Below are 19,733 nucleotides of genomic sequence, written 5' to 3' on the forward strand. Positions count from 1 at the left end.
GGACTTATCCCTACTATATGAGCGTATGTAAAAAAACATGATGTTCCGCCAACCGTTTAGACGACTTCCATTTCTTTCGTGGATTGCCCGCCGAATGCTTCGAAATGAATATGGTCTGCTGGAATTCCCAGCTCTTTTAGAACATGAATGATCTCCTGTGTAAACACCGGGGAACCGCATAGATAAAATTGGCCTTTCCCTTCTCCGATCACCGATTGAAGAAATGGATGATCAATGCGGGAAGCCGCTTTCTCAACAAGCTCACCCTTTCCAGACTGCGCAAATTGTTCATTACATAGAATGATGCGCCCATGGACAGCTGAAGCTAAAACGCGTTCAAACTCATTTTCAAAAGCGGTGACATCCTCTAGTCGATCAGCATGAATCATCGTAAATGTCCGGCTATTTTGTGCTGCAGTTTTCACTAAACCAATCATTGGTGTGACACCAGACCCAGCACTGATGAAATAAACAGGCTCTTTTATGTCATGTTGCAAGCAGAACATTCCCTGCGGCATACTCACTTGAAGAACGTCCCCTTCTTCCATTTCATCATGCAAAAATGTAGACACATGACCATCACGCTTCACTGTAATACGGTAATAAGATGGATGATGCTCGTCTGATAAGCTGTATTGTCTGCTGCACATATAGGCTTCTCCTGGCATATCTGTCTGAACCGTAATGTATTGGCCTGCTTTATACATTGGCAGCTCTGATTCATCTTCTGGTACTAAATAAAAGGAGATAAACGATGGAGATTCTTGCTTCTTTTTCTTTATCACAAACGGCTTCACATCTGCCCATCCGCCTGTCTGCTTCACATTTTCATCCATCATTTCTGCTTCAATGGTAATGAAAATATTCGCAATGATGTCATATGCAGCTTTCCACGCTAATAAAGTGTCATCTTCTTCTCTTAAACCAAACACATCTTTCATCGCTTCAATCAGGTGATATCCGACAATTGGGTACTGCTCTTTTTTGACCATGACACTGACATGCTTATGGGCAATTTGTTTGACCGCAGGAAGTAATTCCTCTAATCGATCAATGTGCAGTGCAGCCTGATATAATGTCGCAGCAAGTGCCTCTGGCTGACTTCCGTTCATAAGATTTGTTTTATTAAATTGATTGAGCAGCTCCGGGTGCTGGCGAATCATATTTTGATAAAAAACAGTGACAAGTTTGGTTCCCTCGGCTTTTAGTAGAGGAGCTGATTGCTTTATTGCATTCATTTGATCTGTAGATAACATCGTCATTCCTTCTTTCAAAAGAAGTATTTTAAATACATCTTTATCGTAATGGATGACAGTCTCTAAAAGCAATATTTATAATACATGTTTTAAATGTTGTCACATTTCACACTTTCTCGAACAGTTTTTGTCTAAAATGTGTTACGATGATACAAAACTCTATTAGGTTTAGAGGTCGTCAAAATGAAACTTACGAATTACACAGATTTCTCATTAAGGGTACTCATTTATTTAGCATCAAGAGAAAACAATGAACTGTCAAATATTCAGCAGATTGCCGATGTTTATGGCATTTCTAAAAATCATCTGACGAAGGTGATTTATCATCTTGGAAAACGCGGGTATGTAGACACGATTCGCGGAAGAAATGGCGGGATCAGGCTTGGAAAAAGCCCAGAAAGCATTAACATTGGAGAGGTTGTCCGTTATACAGAGGATGATTTAGTCATGGTTGAATGCTTTGATCCAAAGAAAAACGGCTGCATCATCTCCCCGATTTGTTCATTAAAGCATGTACTTCATGAAGCACTCACTGCTTATTTAAGCGTTCTTGACCGATACACACTAAAAGATTTAACACAAAACAAAGATGCTCTCAGGGAGCTCCTGCTTTAAGGCGAAAGAATTTTATTCTTTCGTCTTTTTCTTTACCTTCTTGTAATAATAATTTATTTAAAATTATTATAAATAAATATTGACTATCATGTTTGATTCAATATAATTAGGGTATATAGATTGCTAGAAAACACTTTTTTGTTTACAGGAGGAGAAAAGAATGACAAATTCAAATCATAAAAATTTGACAACGAACCAAGGCGTTCCTGTTGGCGATAACCAGAACTCAAGAACAGCTGGTCACCGCGGACCTACCTTTCTTGATGATTACCATTTGATTGAAAAACTTGCACACTTTGACCGTGAACGTATTCCAGAACGTGTCGTTCATGCTAGAGGCGCCGGCGCTTACGGTGTGTTTGAAGTAGAAAATAGCATGGAGAAACATACAAAAGCAGCCTTCTTAAGTGAAGAAGGAAAACAAACAGACGTTTTCGTTCGCTTCTCCACCGTTATTCATCCAAAAGGTTCACCTGAAACCTTACGTGACCCGCGCGGCTTTGCTGTCAAATTTTATACAGAAGAAGGCAACTATGATCTCGTTGGTAACAACTTGCCGATCTTCTTTATTCGTGATGCATTGAAATTCCCTGATATGGTTCACTCTCTCAAGCCAGATCCTGTAACCAATATTCAAGATCCTGACCGTTATTGGGATTTTATGACCTTAACACCTGAATCCACTCATATGCTCACATGGCTCTTCTCTGACGAAGGAATCCCCGCAAGCTACGCTGAAATGCGCGGTTCTGGTGTGCATACATTTAGATGGGTGAACAAATACGGTGAAGCAAAATATGTGAAATATCACTGGAGACCTTCTGAAGGTATTCACAACTTATCTATGGAAGAAGCAGCAGAAATTCAAGCGAACGACTTCCAGCATGCGACAAGAGATTTATATGATCGCATTGAAAAAGGCAACTTCCCAGCATGGGACTTATATGTTCAGCTTATGCCGCTTAGCGATTATGATGAACTTGATTATGATCCATGTGACCCAACAAAAACGTGGAGCGAGGAAGATTACCCACTTCAAAAAGTAGGACGCATGACACTCAACCGCAATCCTGAAAACTTCTTTGCTGAAACAGAACAGTCTGCTTTCACGCCAAGTGCATTTGTTCCAGGAATTGAGGCATCTGAAGATAAACTGCTTCAAGGCCGTCTGTTCTCATATCCTGATACGCAGCGTCACCGTCTTGGTGCGAACTACATGCGCATTCCGGTTAACTGCCCTTATGCACCTGTACACAATAACCAGCAGGATGGCTTTATGACAACGACTCGTCCAAGCGGTCATATTAACTATGAACCAAACCGTTATGACGATCAGCCAAAAGAAAACCCTCACTACAAAGAAAGTGAGCCAGTTCTTCACGGTGACCGTATGGTGAGACAAAAAATTGAAAAACCGAACGATTTCAAACAAGCTGGAGAAAGATATCGAAGCTACTCTGAAGAAGAGAAACAAGCATTGATTAAAAACCTAACAGCTGATTTGAAAGATGTAAATGACAAAACAAAATTACTTGCAATCTGCAACTTCTATCGTGCCGATGAAGATTACGGTCAGCGATTAGCGGATTCACTTGGTGTGGATATTCGCGCTTATCTTCAAGGAAGCATGAAGTAAATCCATCTCGAAATAAATCGTTGGACAAAGGGCTAAAATGATCTTAATTTTGGCCCTTTGTCTTTTTTTGAGTGTGCTAGTAAGGGCAGTTATTGTGGGTTTGTCAGAACACCTCGAGCACCTTTTACAAAAAAAGGTGCTTCTTTATAGTCGAAACACGTTAATACTAATCAAATGACCGGTCACCGGATGAAAATAAATTTCTGCATGTGCTGCAAAGCGAGTTGTGCCTTCCTTAACAGTTACGCGAAACACATCTTTTGTCTGCTCATCATTTACTTCTGTCCGGCCAATGTAATGATAATCGTTTAAAGCGGCACCTTTATATTCATCTTGCAACGCTGTGTACGCGAGTCTTTCCCAATTTTCAAACGGCTGCACCGCTGCTTTTGATGCAGGATGAATCATCAAACTGCCAAGCAAAACGATTCCTGCTGCAATAAGCATCCACCATTTCGGCTGCATGATATCATTGATCTCACTTTCATATATGTTTTGTTTAGCTTTAGCTGGCTGATCCTTTTTCATACATGAAGCAATTATTCAGCCTATAATTCCCGGTACGCAATTCATGCGGACACCAACTTTTCCCCTGAAAAAGTCGATATGATCCGAGCAAACTAATGAGGACTTCTCAAGGGAAAGGAGAAGGTTTAATGAATGTGGCGGATTATGATAAAGCACTTTATTATACGCATCGCTCGCAATGGGATAATTTACTTATTCTTATGGTACGTACGCAAGATGATTTGCTCTCGAAACGTATTGAGCATTTCTTACATGCGTATCAATTTAACCGGAACGATGCAGATGTTGAAAAATGTTTATATGGGCTCCTGCAGTACATTGACCACGCTTCAGAGGCTGCTGCTTCTGAAGTTTATTCACAACCGATGTACACATAAAGAAAAAGGGCTAAAATGAAGTTTATTTTAGCCCTCCCTTTTACATACAATTAGCAGTGCGCTGTGATGGGAAACATAAAGTGGCCTTTTGCCCAGTGTTCCTTTGTGTAAATAAATAATGCATCCTCGTCATTCGGCTTCGTAACCGCGTGTAAACCTTCAATTGTCGTATCAGGCGTGAAATAGAAGATCACTTTTTCCGTTGTCTCCTTCACAATGCTTTCTACAACTTCTTGTACATTTGGCGTTTGAAGCGAGATGATATCAAACACATGCATCGTTTCATTTTCTTCATTCATCAGCACAATGGTATCTAATGTTTCAATATAAAAAATGTCATCCGGCCATACTAATGTAAAATAAAACATCAATAAGCTGCTGTGATGCTGAGCATCCAGCTTCATTGAGTGAGTTTGCCGCTTTTCTGCGAAACGTTCAAGTAATGAGAGGTCTTGCTCCAATATCAGCTTTTTAACATCTATGCCTTTTTTTATTTGAATAGCGCTTTTATTGATATTTAAGCTAAATTCACTTTCGTGATGACGGGTAAAACCAAATCTCGGATAAAAATCTAACACAGTTTCATTAGCAAAAAGAAAGATGACATCACACTCATTTTTGTATTGATCCATGATATGCTGCATTAACTTTGCCGCTAATCCTTTACGCTGATAGGCTTGATCTGTCATAACAGTGCCGATTTGAACTGCTCGATACGTTTGCCCATCAATGATCACTGACATAAGATAGACAGAAGCGTTAGAGATTACCTTCCCGTTATGTACAAAGGAATAAGGTATATATTTTTCATCCCAATAGCCTCTTTCGTACCAGTCACTAAAATCCAAATCAAATGTATCGATCGCAAGCTTATTAAAGCTCTCTTTTAATTTGACATCATGGCGATAATCACTTACTAATTCATATTTTCCCACTTTGATTCCCTCCCATTTTAAATTCACCTGTGATTGACCAGTTCATCACCTCCTATAAAATAAAAAAAGACTTGATGAGCATCCACTCGTCAAGTCTTTTACGTTTTTCTATTAGAAATTAGACTATACATGCCTCTCTTTTTACACAAAAGCGCACATCAAATAACCAACATCTGTGCTCTTTTTTATTCAATTCATTGAATTGAATGTGCGCTTAAAAGTTTTAGCATAACGACTAAGATCCTTTCTGTCATAGCAGCTCTTTTGGCTGATTTTTTTGATAATCCACTGCATACAGAGCCGCCTGGGTTCGATCTGCCAGCTCTAGCTTTGATAATACATGAGATACGTGCGTTTTGACAGTCTTTTCAGAAATAAACAGAGATGAGGCAATTTCTTTGTTGCTTTTGCCCTTTGCAATCTCAAATAAAACATCTCGCTCTCTATTGGTCAGCTCTTTCATCAATGCCCATTTCTGCTCTTTTGGCTCTGTCAGATGCTGCACAAGAAAGGTCGTGATATGACCATCTAACTGATAGGTGCCATTTTGTACTTCAATCATGGTCGAAAGCAGCTTTTCTGGTGCTACATCCTTTAATTGATAGGCTTTCGCCCCTGCTTGAATAGCGGGAATCACATAATCTTTATCCGCATAGCTTGTCAGGATCACAATGCGGGTGTCCGGCATTTCCAGCATCATTTGTTTCGTTGCCTCAATGCCATTCATGACAGGCATAGACAAATCCATTAAGACAATGTCAGGCTGAGTATCTCTGACAACCTCTAATGCCTCTTGCCCATTGGACGCCTCACCAACGATGTCCACATCAGGCTGTGTCTGTAAGAAAAACACCAGGCCTTTTCTCACAATATGATGATCATCTGCAATGACAACTCTCATGACGATCCCTTCCTTTCTTGTGAAAATGGCACTTTTACATGAATCGTTGTTCCTTTCCCTAACTCTGAATGGATACAAAATGTTCCACCTGCTCTTCGGATGCGGTCAGACATCCCTTTCAGCCCAAGTGAAGGAAGGCTCATCTGCTCGTCATATTGAAAACCTTTTCCGAGGTCAATGATTTTCATCTCAAACGTGTCTTTTGATTGCTCAAGTTTGACCTCGACTTCTTCTACTTCCGCATGTTTTTGACAGTTATTCAGCGCTTCTTGACATACCCGAAACAAAGTTTCATTGTGAGAATGATCCATTTCTATACAGCCTGATAAAGATAAATTGCAGCGTAATCCTAAAAGCTGAGCATACTCTTCAATTGCTGTCGTAAACCCTTTTTCAAGGCCTCTTGGTCTCAACTGCCAAATGAGTGACCGCATTTCAATCAGAGCGTCTTGTGACAAATGCTGAATAAAATCAATCATTTCCCCTAGATTCTGATCGCTTGTCATTTGCCGTGCAGCCTTAGCAGTCAGACTCACAGAGAATAGCATTTGGTTGACAGAATCATGTAAATCCTGTGCCAGCCGGTTTCTTTCTTGTAAAAGGGCGTGCTGCTGTTCATTTTGCACAAGCTTCATCCGCTGAATCGCTGTACCAATTTGAAGCGCAATGCTTTCAAGCAAATTCAGCTCTTCTTGTGTAAATGTGACTTTTCCCTTTGCCGCCACATTTAATAAGCCGAACGTACGCTTACATGCTTGTAGAGGCACCGTTGCATGATGTGTAATCCCTTCTGTATCTCCAAGCTTTTGTTCAATCGCCGTTTCAATCCGTTTGCAGTTCATAATATTGGTGGCTGATTGCAGTGAGCCTTTTGTGTATCGATTGATGCAATAACAATCATTTTGACACATGAGCTGTTTTTGATGCTTTGCGAGTGCTTCAGGTAAAGAAACCTCTGCCATCAGTTCATATGACCCGTCTTTTTCTATAAAATAAATCCATGCTGAATGAAAGCCTGTGACATCCATCAGCATATGGAGCACTTCATGGAGCGTTTCTTTCATTTCCATGCCTTCATTTAGCTTTTCAGCAATTTCTTTTAACGTTTTTAATGTTTCAACCTTCTCTTGGTATTCTCCCATACTGTTTACCCCCGGCATTTACAGCCTTCACTTATCATTAATGCTCATTATACCATGAGTCCCCACGCGGCTCTTTCTCCAAAAGAATGATTTCTTCTCATCCTTTTGACTGAGAAAAAAGCCATCATGCATTCATACACGATGGCCTTGTCTTTCGTTATTTCGCTGTTTCTTCCACAATATCATAAACGACTTTCATCACTTCTTCTGACAGATGCTTTAGTTTTTCTTCACTATCTGTTAAAGATGTGCCTTTGACTGCAATATAAAATTTCACTTTAGGCTCAGTGCCGGAAGGTCTTAAGCAGAACCACGAACCGTCCTCAAGGAAATATTTCAGCACGTTTGATGCTGGCAGATGAATGGTTTCCTCTTTCTTTTCAGCCACAAGATGTCTTTGACTTGATTGGTAATCCTCGATCACTGTGATGCGCTGCCCTGCGATGGCAGCTGGCGGATTTGTTCTAAAGGTATGAAGGATCGCTGAAATCTGCTCTGCTCCCTCTTTTCCTTTTAAGGTTAATGACTTTAATCCTTCACGGTAAAATCCAAACTGCTTGAAAATATCGACAAGTGCGTCGTACAAGGACTTGCCCTGTTTTTTATAGAAGGCAGCGACTTCAACGGCTAATAGTGCCGCCTGCACCGCATCTTTATCTCGGGCAAAGTCACCGATCAAATAGCCATAGCTCTCTTCATAACCGAATTGAAACGTGTATTCTCCGCTCTTTTCAAACTGCTTAATTTTTTCTCCAATAAATTTAAAGCCTGTAAGTGTGTCTATCGTGTCGGCCCCAAAAGCTGATGCTACAGCACGCCCAAGCTCACTTGTGACAATGGTTTTCATCACAACAGGACGAGGCGGCAGCTGACCCAGCTTTTGTTTTTCAGACAATAAATAATGGAGCAGCAGGGCGCCTGTTTGGTTGCCTGTTAAAACAGTAAATTCTCCTTCGTGATCTCTGACCGCAATACCTAATCTGTCAGCATCTGGGTCTGTTGCAATGAGGATATCGGCATTTTGTTTTTCGCCAAGCTTGATGGCGTACTCAAATGCTGCATGCTCCTCTGGGTTAGGTGAGGTCACTGTTGAGAACTGTGGATCTGGTTTTTCCTGCTCAGGCACAACCGTGACATGCTGATAACCTAGAGCCTGAAGCCCGTTTCTGACAGGGTGATTGGCCGTCCCATGAAGCGGAGTAAACACGACTTTGACATCGACCTCATGTGCCAGCTCAGGGTGCACACTTATGGTTTTTAATTTTTCAATATAAGCATGGTCGATTTCTTCTCCGATCATTTTGATCAGCCCTTGCTGTTTCAACGTTTCTTCAGAATCAACTGAAATCGACAGTTCATTTTCAATTGCATCTACTTCTTGAATGACTTGATCTGCTTCAAATGGAGGCAGCTGCCCGCCATCTTCACCATACACTTTATAGCCATTATATTCTGGTGGATTATGACTTGCTGTCACAACGATTCCAGCAAATGCATGCAGCTCACGAACCGCAAAGGAGAGCTCTGGTGTCGGACGCAATTCATCGAATACGTACGTTTGAATGCCTTGTGAAGCAAGTGTTTTGGCTGCTTCCATTGCAAATTCAGGCGATTTATGACGTGAATCATATGCAATGGCGACGCCTCTTTTTTTTGCATCCTCTCCATGTTTCGCAATATACGCAGCAAGACCTGCTGAAGCTTTACGAACAGTATACACATTCATTCGGTTCGTGCCTGCACCAATCTCACCGCGCATTCCTCCAGTGCCGAACTCAAGGTTTTTGTAGAAACAGTCTTCAAGTGCTTGATGATCATCTTGATGCGTCTCCAGCCATTCCCTTAGTTCAGTATCCAGGTGCTTCTCATTGATCCATCGCTCATAATTCGTCTTCCAACTCATGGTCGTCCTCCCCAGCTCTTATCATCAATAAAATAACATCTACTGTTATTTTATATGGAATCACCCTTTATGTCATGCTATATCATTGGCAGTTGGAAAAAATGCTGTATAAATAAAAAAAGCCGATACATGATCGGCTTTTCCTTTTATTCAGCATCAAGCGGTACGACTGCTTCATGGAATAATTGATCTAATTCTGTTTGATGTTTCTGTTTTGCTGCTTCATCCCAGCCAAAACGCTCTGCCATGTAATCAACAACAGGCTGTGCGTATTTTTTTGCCCAATTGATGTTAAATAATAGGCTTCCTGTTCTTCTTAAGAAGAAATCGACAGGTGTTACAGCTAGTTCTTCTTCGATCGCATAGACAAGCTCTGCCAGCACATATGCTGGAATGTTTCGTTTGTCTGCTTCCCCTTGAAGCTGCTCTACTCGTTTGTAGACACTGCTGACGTTTGAACCATATTTTTCAGCTAGTTTTTGTGCAATCGGTTCTGTTAAACCAACAGATGCTCCTTCTGCTGTTTTCGCTTGAACAAAAGCTGCCATGTTTTTAGATCCGCCTACATGACCGCCTGAGATTGGCATATGTTTTGTTTTACATGGACCATAATCTTTGCCAGTCTCTTGTTTCAATCCATCACGTACGAGATCGACAATATGCTCAGCCATTTTGCGATAGCCTGTTAATTTACCACCAGCAATGGTGATTAAGCCTGAAGATGATGTCCACACTTCATCCTTACGAGAAATTTCTGAAGGATCTTTGCCCTCTTCATGAATAAGCGGACGAAGACCGGCCCAGTTGGACTCCACATCTTTTTCTGTAATATTGAGATCAGGGAACATGTACTGAATCGCTTGAATGACATAGTCACGATCGGCTTTTGTCATACGCGGATGCTCCAGCTGTTTTTTGTACACTGTATCTGTTGTTCCAACGTACGTTTTGCCTTCTCTTGGAATGGCAAAGACCATACGTTTATCAGGTGTGTCAAAGTAGATTGCTTGTTTTAATGGGAAGACCGATTGGTCGAATACTAAGTGAATTCCTTTTGTGTGCTGTAAGTGTTTTCCTTCTTTTGAGTGGTCCTTGTCTCTAAGCTGATCTACCCATGGACCTGTCGCATTGACGATCTTCTTCGCATACACATCGTATGTTTTCTTCGTCATAACATCTTCAATGACAACACCAACCACTTTGCCTTTATCATAAATAAATTCTTTTACTTTCGCATAGTTGACCGCTTCCGCTCCGAATTTCACAGCCTCTTTCATCACTTCGATTGTGAGGCGTGCATCATCTGTACGATATTCAACATAGTAGCCGCCGCCTTTTAAGCCGTCCTTTTTGACAAGCGGTTCTTTTGCAAGCGTTTCTTTCGCACTTAGCATGCTTCTGCGTTCGCTATGCTTTACGCCAGCTAAAAAATCATACACTCTAAGTCCAATAGAGGTTGAAAACTTCCCAAATGTCCCGCCTTTATGCATCGGAAGAAGCATCCATTCTGGCGTCGTGACATGAGGACCATTTTCGTATACGATGGCACGCTCTTTACCGACCTCTGCGACCATTTTCACTTCAAATTGTTTTAAATAACGAAGTCCGCCGTGCACTAGTTTCGTTGAGCGGCTAGACGTACCTGCTGCGAAATCCTGCATTTCTGCAAGACCGACACGCATTCCGCGTGAAGCCGCGTCAAGTGCTGTACCAGCGCCTGTAATACCCCCACCAATGATAAACACATCATATGGTTTTTTTGTCATTTCCTGCAGCATTTGTTCTCTTTCTAAGCTAGAAAAAGTCATCTCTTGTTCCTCCCATGTTGTACGGTAAAGAAAAAGAGACCGCAAACACCCAAAGCGTATTTCTACACTTCGGTGCCTGCGGTCTCTCCAGTTCTCCAACCGTTCTATTAACTTACTTGAAGTATACCATACTTTTGGTTTATTTGAAAGCTTGAGCTGCTTTTACAGCCTTTTTCCACCCGCTGTATAACGAGTCACGGCTGTCCTCTTCCATTTTAGGGTCAAAGCGCTTGTCAAGATTCCATTGTTTTGCAATGTCTGAACGGTCGTTCCAGAAGCCAACTGCTATTCCCGCAAGATAGGCCGCACCGAGTGCCGTCGTTTCATTAATTTCTGGACGCTCTACTGGTACATCCAGCAAATCACTTTGGAAGCCCATTAAGAAATCATTCTTTACAGCTCCGCCATCTACACGCAAAGTTTTTAATGAGATGTTTGAATCCTTTTCCATCGCATCTAAAACATCCTTCGTTTGATAAGCAAGTGATTCTAACGTTGCACGGACAAAGTGCTCCTTAGAAGTACCGCGTGTTAATCCGAATACAGCGCCTCTGACATCACTGTCCCAGTATGGTGTGCCTAGACCAACGAATGCTGGAACGACATATACGCCCTCTGTTGACCCAACGCGCTCCGCATAGGCTTCGCTGTCTTTTGAGTCTTTAAACATTCTCAGCCCGTCGCGCAGCCACTGAATTGCTGAACCAGCTACGAAAATACTTCCTTCTAAAGCATATTCAACTTTACCGTCAATGCCCCATGCAATTGTCGTTAATAAACCATGATCCGACTTAATTGCTTTTTCCCCTGTATTCATCAACATGAAACATCCTGTACCATACGTGTTCTTTGCCATTCCTTCTTCAAAGCAAGCCTGACCGAATAGTGCAGACTGCTGGTCTCCCGCCGCTCCTGCAATCGGGATATTTCTGCCGAAGAAGTGATAGTCTGTTGTTTCACCATAGATGTGTGAAGATGGTTTTACCTCCGGAAGCATAGAAGCAGGTACGCCAAGGATATCAAGTAGTTCTTCATCCCATTTCAGATCGTAAATGTTGAACATTAACGTTCTTGACGCGTTGGAGTAATCTGTGACGTGTGATTGACCGCCTGTCATCTTCCAAATGAGCCATGTATCGATTGTGCCAAACAGCAAGTCGCCATTTTCTGCTTTCTCACGAGCACCTTCTACATTGTCTAAAATCCATTTTACTTTTGTCCCTGAGAAATAAGCATCAATGAGAAGACCTGTTTTATTTCTAAACGTTTCATTGTGTCCTTGCGCTTTTAGCTCTTCACAAATGCCTGACGTTTGTCTAGACTGCCAAACAATTGCATTATAAACAGGTGCGCCTGTATGTTTATCCCAAACAACAGCTGTCTCACGCTGGTTCGTAATGCCGATACCGGCGATTTGATCTGCTTCAATGCCTGATTCAATTAAAGCAGTTGAAATGACGGATAGAACAGAGCTCCAAATTTCATTTGCGTTATGTTCTACCCAGCCTGGGTTCGGAAAATATTGATTAAATTCCTTCTGAGCTGTATGTGCAATTTTGCCTTCTTGATCAAATAAGATCGCCCTTGAGCTTGTTGTCCCTTGATCTAAAGCGAGAATATATTTTTCTTTTGCCATGGTGTTTTCCTCCCCTTACATACTTTCATTTACAGCATTTGTTTGATTTTTCGTAGAGACATAGAGTCCTAACAATACCACAACTAAAATAACGCTTACAATCCAAAAGGCTGGAGTGATGTTCGCTTTAAAGGCTGCATTGTAGAAAACACCGCCAAATGCGCCGCCTAAAATTGGACCAACGACTGGCACCCAAGCATACTTCCAATTCGATGGACCTTTACCTGGAATCGGTAGAATCGCATGAGCAATTCTCGGACCTAAATCACGTGCAGGATTGATTGCATAACCAGTTGTTCCGCCTAATGAAAGACCAATTGCGACAATTAAGAAACCAACAATCAGCGGATTGATTCCGTCTGCGAATTTATTTGCACCAATCGCTAAGATTCCTAGAACCAATACAAATGTACCGATGACTTCACTAAGTACGTTTGCAAAAGTATGCGGAATCGCAGGACCAGTTGAGAATACACCCAGCTTTGCACCTGGATCGTCTGTTGCTTTCCAGTGCGGTAAGTAATGTAAAAAGACAATAATAGCTCCTAATAATGCGCCAAGCATTTGACCGGCAATATACATTGGTACATCAGCCCAAGGAAAACTTCCTTCTAACGCAAGCCCGATTGTCAGTGCAGGATTCAAATGCGCTCCGCTGATTCCACCTGTTGCATAAGCTGCTATGGCTACTGCAAATCCCCATCCGAAAGCGATTACAATCCAGCCGGACTGATATGCGAGCGATTTCTTTAAATTGACTGCCGCACATACACCGCCTCCAAAAATAATAAGCAGCATTGTACCTACGACTTCACCCCAAAATGGTGTCATGAAAATTCCTCCTCTGGTTCAGTTGCCATCCCCTATGAATGTGTAAAAAAGATAAAGAAAAAAGATCCACAACAAACATACTTTACATCAGGGTCATTTGTCACCTAGTAAAGCGCTGTTGTGGATCTCCGTTTCTCCATCACATGATATTAACTTAGTGCTATAGTATCAGAGGATGAAAACGTTGTCAATCAATTTTCACATTTTATCTTTTTCACTTTTGGAACGCTTTCCAAAGGGCTGTATTCGATGTTGTCACAGCTGTAGCACCTGCTTCAAGCGCTCTTTCTACATCTTCTTTTGTACGGATAAACCCGCCTGCAAATATTGGAATCCCAGCTCGCTCGCGCACTTCTGTAATGAGATCCGGCACGACCCCTGGCAATACTTCAATAAAATCTGGGCGATGTTTCCCTACGAACTCCATGCTTTTTTCCATGGCACTTGTATCAAGTAAAAACATTCGCTGAATGGCATATACCTTTTTTTGCTTGGCTTTTACTATGACAGAAGACCTAGTAGAAATAATTCCTGCCGGCTTCATTTCCTGACAAATAAATTCCGTTCCATACTCATCATGTTTGATCCCATGAATGAGATCGACATGGACAAACATTTTTTTATGATGGGCATTTGCCTCATTCATGATGCCCTTTAGCCGGCCTAAATGGACATCAAGTAAGACCCCATATGTAAATGGACTTTTTAAAAATTCCTCAAATTGCTTCATATTGCGAACAGCAGGTAGAATGGGTTGATCATGAAAACTCATATGCCGTCTCCTTCAAAGTGTATTGGTTCAGTCACCTCCTAACAGTAATAGAATCTCTTCTATTTTTCAATACACCTAGTGTATCCAATGCCGATTTTACTTAGCAGCGTATGTGCTTTTTCCATAGAAAAAAGCAGAGAAATCTCTCTGCTCAGATTGTTGACAAAGGGCTAAAATGATGTTGATTTTAGCCCTTTGTCTTCTTTTCAGCGTGATAGAAAACCTTTGCAGTCTAGGAAGGACGAGCACCGGAGCGGAGCGAATTTGACATTCGTGAGCACCGGAGCGCAGACCTGACACCGAATGCGAGGGTTTGTCTACACGCTGAGCAGAGAAATCTCTCTGCTATAACTGTGCCATGCTTTCTTTAAGCGTGTTTATAATAAATGAGGCGTCTTCGTCTGTTATATTGAGCGGCGGTGCAAGCTGGGCAACGTTATTATAGCCGGCAACCGTATCACCATTTTTCCCAATGATTAGTCCGCGTTTTTTACATTCTGCAATCAATTGACCGACAACCTGTGGATCAGCTGGTTTTTTGGACTGTTGATCCTGGACAAGCTCAATTCCAAACAGCAGGCCTTTTCCTCTGACATCACCGACAAATGGATGCTCTTTTAACTCTTGCAAACGTTCAAGCATGTCTTGCCCAAGCGTGTCAGACCGTTCTACTAATTTCTCGTTTTCCATGATCTCTAGGTTCGCAAGGGCAACCGCACAGGAAGCAGGGTGTCCGCCAAATGTATTCACATGGCGCAGCCTGTCATACGTATCTTCCCCTGCGTAGGCTTCATAGATTTCTCGTTTCACGCACGTTGCAGAAAGAGGTAAATAGCCGCTTGTGATCCCTTTTGCCATTGTGATGATGTCCGGCTTTACATCTTCATGCATAAAACCAAACCGCTTCCCTGTCCGGCCAAAGCCGCAGATGACTTCATCCACAATGAGAAGCGCTCCATGAGCCTCACAGATGTCTTTAACCTTCTTCAAATACCCTTTTGGCGGCATTAAGATACCGCCGCCTGTAATGATCGGCTCCATAATAACTCCAGCAATGGTCTCACTTAGTTCCCACGTCATCGCTTGATCGATTGCCGCTGCACTTGCCAAAGTTTCTTGATCCTCAGGATGACGATACATATCAGGCGGTGCGACATGGATAAAGCCTTGACCTAATGGTTCATATTTATATTTACGCTGCGCCTGCCCCGTTGCGGCAAGGGCAGCTGCTGTATTGCCGTGATACGACCGATACCTGGAGATGAACTTTGTTCTTGTGCTCTCTCCTTTTTGCGCATGATATTGTTTGGCGATCTTAAATGCGGCTTCATTGGCTTCAGAACCGCTGTTAGAAAAGAAGATGACATAGTCCCCTCCAAGCCATTCATTTAGCTTTTCAGCCAATTGAATCGCTGGCACATGACTTTGCGTCAGCGGATAATAAGGCATTGTATTTAGCTGCTTATATGCCGCTTCTGCAAGCTCTTTTCTGCCATAACCGGCATTTACACACCAAAGACCTGACATCGCGTCTAAATAGCGATTCCCATGAATATCTGTCACCCATGCGCCTTCTGCCTCGTGAATAACCATGCTTTCATTTTCCTTGTTTGTCCCTTTCATATGATGCCAGATCAACTGATCATCTTTCGCTTGAAGATTTTGAGCCTGTTCATGTATTTTCATCTTCCCGCCCCCATGTATCCGTTTTCATCACTAAAGAAGCTTAGACCGGTTCAGCAGCACATTGCCTCTCCATTCATTATATGGATGAAAAGGGAGGCATATGAAACTGAAACTAGGCCGCCTGTAAGAGAGAACCAACCGTTACTTTCATTATAAAAAAGGGGCCGGGCTGATTACATTAGACAGATCGTCAACTGATTGAAAAGAACGATAAGACATTCTACTCGGGTGTCTTAGCAAATCTAACAAACCTCGTTAACGGCGATTTCCTTGCAGGAATTCATATGCAAGAATCGCAAATTCAAGCGCCTGTCGTTTCGGGGCCTGCATCATATCCTCGCCAAGCAATGCATGCAGTTTATCTAGTCTATGATAAAGGGTCTGCCTGACAATAAAGAGCTGGCTTGCAGTTTCCTTTTTAGAACCGTTTGTCTGTAAAAAGATATTCAGCGTTTGATAGAGTCTTCCGCTATTTTGCTTATCATATAAAAGCACAGGCTCCAAATACTCTTTCACCATACATTCAAGCAGTCCGCTTTCCTGCATGACAGGCATGAGACGGAGCATATGCAAATCTTGATAAAATGGGCTTTCCACCCACTGGGGCATCACTTTCTTTAAATGCAGCACTTCTTTGGCTGCTTGAAAGCTTTTTCTCATATGCTGAAACTGCTCACAATATGGACCGATGCCAAAATTGATCACGGTTCCGCGTGGCTGCTCCCGATCATACAATTGTTTGATGTCGCTTGCAGCCTTCTCTGCACGCTCTTTCCAGTCCTCCTTCTTTCTCGTGTTCAATAAAATAAACAAGGTTTGTCCTTGATGCTCATACGGAATCAAATGGAAACCCGCACGCTGAAAGATGGAGCGGCACGATACGAGAAAATATAAATTTCCTGCGATTTCTTCGATTTGATGATGCTTTTGAAAGAGCATCACGACACAGCCGGTTGGCTTTTTCAATCCTTCTGTTTCTTCAAGATGCTCTAATATATCTCTTTCTGTATGCTCTTCTTGAAACCATTTTTGCAGCCATTCGTTCTCTTTGGTCTTCTTCAATTCTTCTGTATAAAGCTCTCTTAGCGTTTGCTGGGCCAGAGCATTTGCTCCTTTATCCATTACGAGCAGTTCAAATTCTGAGAGTGTGTTTGTTTGATGAATGAGCACAAGGTCCGCAAATGTCTGCTTGAGTGCAAGCACTTCTTTTTTGGTCACTTCGTATCCTTTTGGCAAGGAAGCAAACTGTAAATAATTCATGACCATCTCTTCGGTTTGTTTGGAGGAATCACATAAAATAATCGGCTCCCCCTGAACAGGAATGAGTAAAAGAATGCCCCTTACGTGCTGATACACTTGATCCAAAATATCCATCTGCGGATGGGGAGTCAGCAAAAGCTCATTCAGCTTTGATGATAGTGCTTCTAGATCAGCCATCATTTGATACTGGCGTTCAATCATCATCGTATGGAGATGCTGTGTGATGTTGACGAATTTCACTTCTTTTGTAAACAGAATCAGCGGAAAATCTCTTTCTTCTGCATACTCAATCAGTTCTTCCGGCACATCGAATCTGAGCGGAACAAATTCAATACACAAGCCTGCCGCACCAGAATCGATCAACTGTTTTAAAAATGCTTGAAACACATCCAATTGATCATGGAAGCCTGCGGCTGTTGTTAGTATGAGCTCTCCCCCATTTAACAAATCTTCTACAGCAGGCACTTCTAACACATGGACCCATCTGACCTGCCGAAACAATCCCTTTTCTCCTGCTAACACTTTCGCATGGGCAAAATACTTTGTTTTCAACACATCACTCACTTGAAAATGAACGTCTACATTCATTGATATGTCCCCCTTTGTTTTGCCGCCTATCCCCTATCCCAGAGGGTGCATAGATAAAATCCATAATAAAACTGGTAATGTCACGATGCTTAAAACGGTACTGAGAAATGTCGTGCTTGAGACAAACTCAGGCTTCGTTCGAAATTGTACAGCCATGAGCGTAGTATTTGCTGCTGTCGGCATCGCTGCAACTAAGATCATAATTTGTTTCACTAGATCATCTACCGGTAAAATAAGTGTAAAGCCAAATGCGATGAGTGGTGAGATAAACAGCTTCAGCAATACAGCATAAGAAATGTTGCGATAATCCACTTGCTTAAAAGAAATGACGGCGAGCTGCATACCTAAAATAAGCATAATCGTCGGTATGGCGGCATCTCCCACAAGCTGGACACCCGTCATCACCTCTTTAGGTAGTGAAAGATCCATCAGCTGAAATAATAGACCGAGGAGTGCCCCATATGCAACCGGCATACGCAGCACTTTTTTCAGCACGACCTTTCCATCCCCTGCATCCTCTCCGCCCTTTGCTGCATAATACATACCGATCGTACTCATGACAAGTTGCTGAAGCACCATTAAAACGATGGCAATATCTAAACCAGCTGCTCCGAAGACAAGCAGGACAACAGGCGTGCCGTAATTCCCATTGTTCATAAATGCTGACGACAGAATCATAGCACAATACATTTCCTTCGAATAACCATAAATACGAGATAAAATAAAGACACATAAAACAAGTGAAAGACAAAGTCCGACGACAAAAATAGATAAGTACACATAGTACATCGACACTTTGTTTTGATAAAAGGTTTCAAACGCAAGAAATGGTGACATTAAATATAAAGACATTGATGAGAGCGTATGTATGTCAAAACCAATGGCCTTCTGCCCAATATACCCGATAAGGAAAATACCGAACACTGGCAGTAAGACAAGTAAAAACTCCATGCTGCACCTACTTTTCTCTAGATGAATTCCTATTTTTTGTTTCCTCATAATCATACCACTGTTAAACAATAAAAAAGAAGCACCCTTATGAAAGGCCGCTTCTGATTATTGGCAAAGGGCTAAAATGTTCTTTATTTTAGCCCTTTGTCTTCTTTTCAGCGTGATTGAAAACCTTTGCAGTCTAGAAAGGACGAGTACCGAAGCGGAGCGAATTTGACATTCGTGAGCATCGGATCGCAGGCCTGACACCGAATGCGAGGGTTTGTCTACACGCTGAAGCACCCTTATGAAAGGCCGCTTCTCTCCTCATCCAAATAGAACACTTCCCACAAATGACCATCAAGATCCTGAAAGCTCCAACCGTACATGAACCCATGATCCTGCTTTTCCTTAAACGGTGACCCGCCTGCTGCCATCGCCTGCTCCACCAGCTCATCGACCTCTTTTCGTGAATCAACCCGCATAGAGACAATGACCTCTGATCCCTGCCTTGCATCCACCAATTGTTTCTCTGAGATGGTTTGAAAATGCTTATGGGTTAACAGCATAACCGTAATGGTGTCACCAATGACCAAACAAGCTGCCTGATCATTCGTCAGCTGCTCTTGAAAGTCAAAACCCAGCTGCTCAAAAAAAGCCTTTGATTCCTTGACATGCTTTACCGGTAAATTGATATACAAATGTTTAGCTTGTCGCCCCATTTTCCTCTCCTTTTTGAACACATGATCTCGTTTCAGTATATTCAGATTTTACTCGAGCATCCCTTTATCACATGAAAAAATAAGCTCTCCTCCTTCTTTAGCTTATTTTTTACAATACATTATGATGAATCCTGACCAGGTAGCAGCGAAAGCCTTAGCTCGTCCAGCTGCTATGTCATTTTAAAAAATGTCATCAAAAAGAAGCGC

At 42.1% G+C, this 19,733-nt stretch carries 17 protein-coding genes; 3 read left to right on the forward strand and 14 right to left on the reverse strand.

The window, feature by feature from the left end; all coding sequences use genetic code 11:
* Positions 1-56: 56 nt before the first annotated feature.
* Positions 57-1,256, reverse strand: coding sequence for a globin domain-containing protein (locus OIT90_RS16670; protein WP_064498242.1), 1,200 nt, complete (start codon positions 1,254-1,256; stop codon positions 57-59).
* A gap of 183 nt (positions 1,257-1,439) precedes the next feature.
* Between OIT90_RS16670 and OIT90_RS16675 the strand changes: the two genes are divergently transcribed.
* Positions 1,440-1,871, forward strand: coding sequence for an Rrf2 family transcriptional regulator (locus OIT90_RS16675; RefSeq protein ID WP_039177468.1), 432 nt, complete (start codon positions 1,440-1,442; stop codon positions 1,869-1,871).
* A 160-nt stretch (positions 1,872-2,031) separates the two neighbouring features.
* Positions 2,032-3,507: a catalase gene (locus tag OIT90_RS16680; RefSeq protein WP_039177466.1), complete on the forward strand. Its 1,476-nt coding sequence runs from the start codon at positions 2,032-2,034 to the stop codon at positions 3,505-3,507.
* Between the two features lie 144 nt (positions 3,508-3,651).
* Here the strand turns inward: OIT90_RS16680 and OIT90_RS16685 are convergent, their stop codons facing one another.
* The gene (locus OIT90_RS16685; RefSeq protein WP_372555961.1) at positions 3,652-3,972 is read right to left on the reverse strand and encodes a YqzG/YhdC family protein; all 321 of its coding nucleotides are present in this window, start codon (positions 3,970-3,972) and stop codon (positions 3,652-3,654) included.
* Between the two features lie 191 nt (positions 3,973-4,163).
* Between OIT90_RS16685 and OIT90_RS16690 the strand changes: the two genes are divergently transcribed.
* The gene (locus OIT90_RS16690) at positions 4,164-4,412 is read left to right on the forward strand and encodes a YhdB family protein (RefSeq protein ID WP_024426598.1); all 249 of its coding nucleotides are present in this window, start codon (positions 4,164-4,166) and stop codon (positions 4,410-4,412) included.
* 50 nt (positions 4,413-4,462) lie between these two features.
* Here OIT90_RS16690 and OIT90_RS16695 read toward each other — a convergent pair whose 3' ends face one another.
* The 12 genes from OIT90_RS16695 to OIT90_RS16750 all read right to left on the reverse strand — a co-directional run bounded on the left by OIT90_RS16695 (position 4,463) and on the right by OIT90_RS16750 (position 19,526).
* Positions 4,463-5,347 (reverse strand): GNAT family N-acetyltransferase, encoded by an 885-nt coding sequence (locus tag OIT90_RS16695; RefSeq protein WP_474892748.1) that lies wholly within the window; start codon positions 5,345-5,347, stop codon positions 4,463-4,465.
* 250 nt (positions 5,348-5,597) lie between these two features.
* Complete coding sequence (locus OIT90_RS16700; protein ID WP_059375321.1) at positions 5,598-6,248, reverse strand: response regulator; 651 nt, start codon at positions 6,246-6,248, stop codon at positions 5,598-5,600.
* On the reverse strand, positions 6,245-7,390 hold the full coding sequence (locus tag OIT90_RS16705; RefSeq protein WP_059375324.1) for a GAF domain-containing sensor histidine kinase: 1,146 nt from the start codon (positions 7,388-7,390) through the stop codon (positions 6,245-6,247). The genes OIT90_RS16700 and OIT90_RS16705 overlap by 4 nt, the downstream gene beginning before the upstream one ends.
* A 157-nt stretch (positions 7,391-7,547) precedes the next feature.
* Entirely contained in the window at positions 7,548-9,293 is a 1,746-nt protein-coding gene (locus OIT90_RS16710; protein ID WP_058838771.1) for a phospho-sugar mutase, read from the reverse strand.
* 146 nt (positions 9,294-9,439) lie between these two features.
* On the reverse strand, positions 9,440-11,101 hold the full coding sequence (gene glpD / locus OIT90_RS16715) for a glycerol-3-phosphate dehydrogenase (RefSeq protein ID WP_047202870.1): 1,662 nt from the start codon (positions 11,099-11,101) through the stop codon (positions 9,440-9,442).
* Positions 11,102-11,240: 139 nt separating this feature from the next.
* The gene (gene glpK / locus OIT90_RS16720) at positions 11,241-12,737 is read right to left on the reverse strand and encodes a glycerol kinase GlpK (RefSeq protein WP_268502444.1); all 1,497 of its coding nucleotides are present in this window, start codon (positions 12,735-12,737) and stop codon (positions 11,241-11,243) included.
* Between the two features lie 15 nt (positions 12,738-12,752).
* On the reverse strand, positions 12,753-13,568 hold the full coding sequence (locus OIT90_RS16725; RefSeq protein ID WP_039177442.1) for an MIP/aquaporin family protein: 816 nt from the start codon (positions 13,566-13,568) through the stop codon (positions 12,753-12,755).
* A 214-nt stretch (positions 13,569-13,782) separates the two neighbouring features.
* Positions 13,783-14,340, reverse strand: coding sequence for a glycerol-3-phosphate responsive antiterminator (locus OIT90_RS16730; protein ID WP_024425304.1), 558 nt, complete (start codon positions 14,338-14,340; stop codon positions 13,783-13,785).
* Positions 14,341-14,685: 345 nt separating this feature from the next.
* Positions 14,686-16,026 carry an aspartate aminotransferase family protein gene (locus OIT90_RS16735; RefSeq protein ID WP_212043274.1) on the reverse strand — a complete coding sequence of 447 codons (1,341 nt, stop codon included), beginning with the start codon at positions 16,024-16,026 and terminating at the stop codon, positions 14,686-14,688.
* A 255-nt stretch (positions 16,027-16,281) separates the two neighbouring features.
* Positions 16,282-17,874 (reverse strand): PucR family transcriptional regulator, encoded by a 1,593-nt coding sequence (locus OIT90_RS16740; RefSeq protein ID WP_474892749.1) that lies wholly within the window; start codon positions 17,872-17,874, stop codon positions 16,282-16,284.
* Between the two features lie 33 nt (positions 17,875-17,907).
* Positions 17,908-18,825: an AEC family transporter gene (locus OIT90_RS16745; protein WP_268502456.1), complete on the reverse strand. Its 918-nt coding sequence runs from the start codon at positions 18,823-18,825 to the stop codon at positions 17,908-17,910.
* Between the two features lie 284 nt (positions 18,826-19,109).
* Positions 19,110-19,526: a VOC family protein gene (locus OIT90_RS16750; protein WP_024425308.1), complete on the reverse strand. Its 417-nt coding sequence runs from the start codon at positions 19,524-19,526 to the stop codon at positions 19,110-19,112.
* Positions 19,527-19,733 lie beyond the last annotated feature (207 nt).

Source organism: Bacillus sp. ABR (assembly GCF_056172715.1).

What these genes read in the sequence shown, in the direction of transcription:
- OIT90_RS16735 (WP_212043274.1), bottom strand. Translation starts at nt 16,026, where the DNA reads ATGAAAATACATGAACAGGCTCAAAATCTTCAAGCGAAAGATGATCAG.
- OIT90_RS16740 (WP_474892749.1), bottom strand. Translation starts at nt 17,874, where the DNA reads ATGAATGTAGACGTTCATTTTCAAGTGAGTGATGTGTTGAAAACAAAG.
- glpK (WP_268502444.1), bottom strand. Translation starts at nt 12,737, where the DNA reads ATGGCAAAAGAAAAATATATTCTCGCTTTAGATCAAGGGACAACAAGC.
- glpD (WP_047202870.1), bottom strand. Translation starts at nt 11,101, where the DNA reads ATGACTTTTTCTAGCTTAGAAAGAGAACAAATGCTGCAGGAAATGACA.
- OIT90_RS16730 (WP_024425304.1), bottom strand. Translation starts at nt 14,340, where the DNA reads ATGAGTTTTCATGATCAACCCATTCTACCTGCTGTTCGCAATATGAAG.
- OIT90_RS16675 (WP_039177468.1), top strand. Translation starts at nt 1,440, where the DNA reads ATGAAACTTACGAATTACACAGATTTCTCATTAAGGGTACTCATTTAT.
- OIT90_RS16745 (WP_268502456.1), bottom strand. Translation starts at nt 18,825, where the DNA reads ATGGAGTTTTTACTTGTCTTACTGCCAGTGTTCGGTATTTTCCTTATC.
- OIT90_RS16725 (WP_039177442.1), bottom strand. Translation starts at nt 13,568, where the DNA reads ATGACACCATTTTGGGGTGAAGTCGTAGGTACAATGCTGCTTATTATT.
- OIT90_RS16685 (WP_372555961.1), bottom strand. Translation starts at nt 3,972, where the DNA reads ATGCAGCCGAAATGGTGGATGCTTATTGCAGCAGGAATCGTTTTGCTT.
- OIT90_RS16705 (WP_059375324.1), bottom strand. Translation starts at nt 7,390, where the DNA reads ATGGGAGAATACCAAGAGAAGGTTGAAACATTAAAAACGTTAAAAGAA.
- OIT90_RS16680 (WP_039177466.1), top strand. Translation starts at nt 2,032, where the DNA reads ATGACAAATTCAAATCATAAAAATTTGACAACGAACCAAGGCGTTCCT.
- OIT90_RS16670 (WP_064498242.1), bottom strand. Translation starts at nt 1,256, where the DNA reads ATGTTATCTACAGATCAAATGAATGCAATAAAGCAATCAGCTCCTCTA.
- OIT90_RS16690 (WP_024426598.1), top strand. Translation starts at nt 4,164, where the DNA reads ATGAATGTGGCGGATTATGATAAAGCACTTTATTATACGCATCGCTCG.
- OIT90_RS16700 (WP_059375321.1), bottom strand. Translation starts at nt 6,248, where the DNA reads ATGAGAGTTGTCATTGCAGATGATCATCATATTGTGAGAAAAGGCCTG.
- OIT90_RS16750 (WP_024425308.1), bottom strand. Translation starts at nt 19,526, where the DNA reads ATGGGGCGACAAGCTAAACATTTGTATATCAATTTACCGGTAAAGCAT.
- OIT90_RS16710 (WP_058838771.1), bottom strand. Translation starts at nt 9,293, where the DNA reads ATGAGTTGGAAGACGAATTATGAGCGATGGATCAATGAGAAGCACCTG.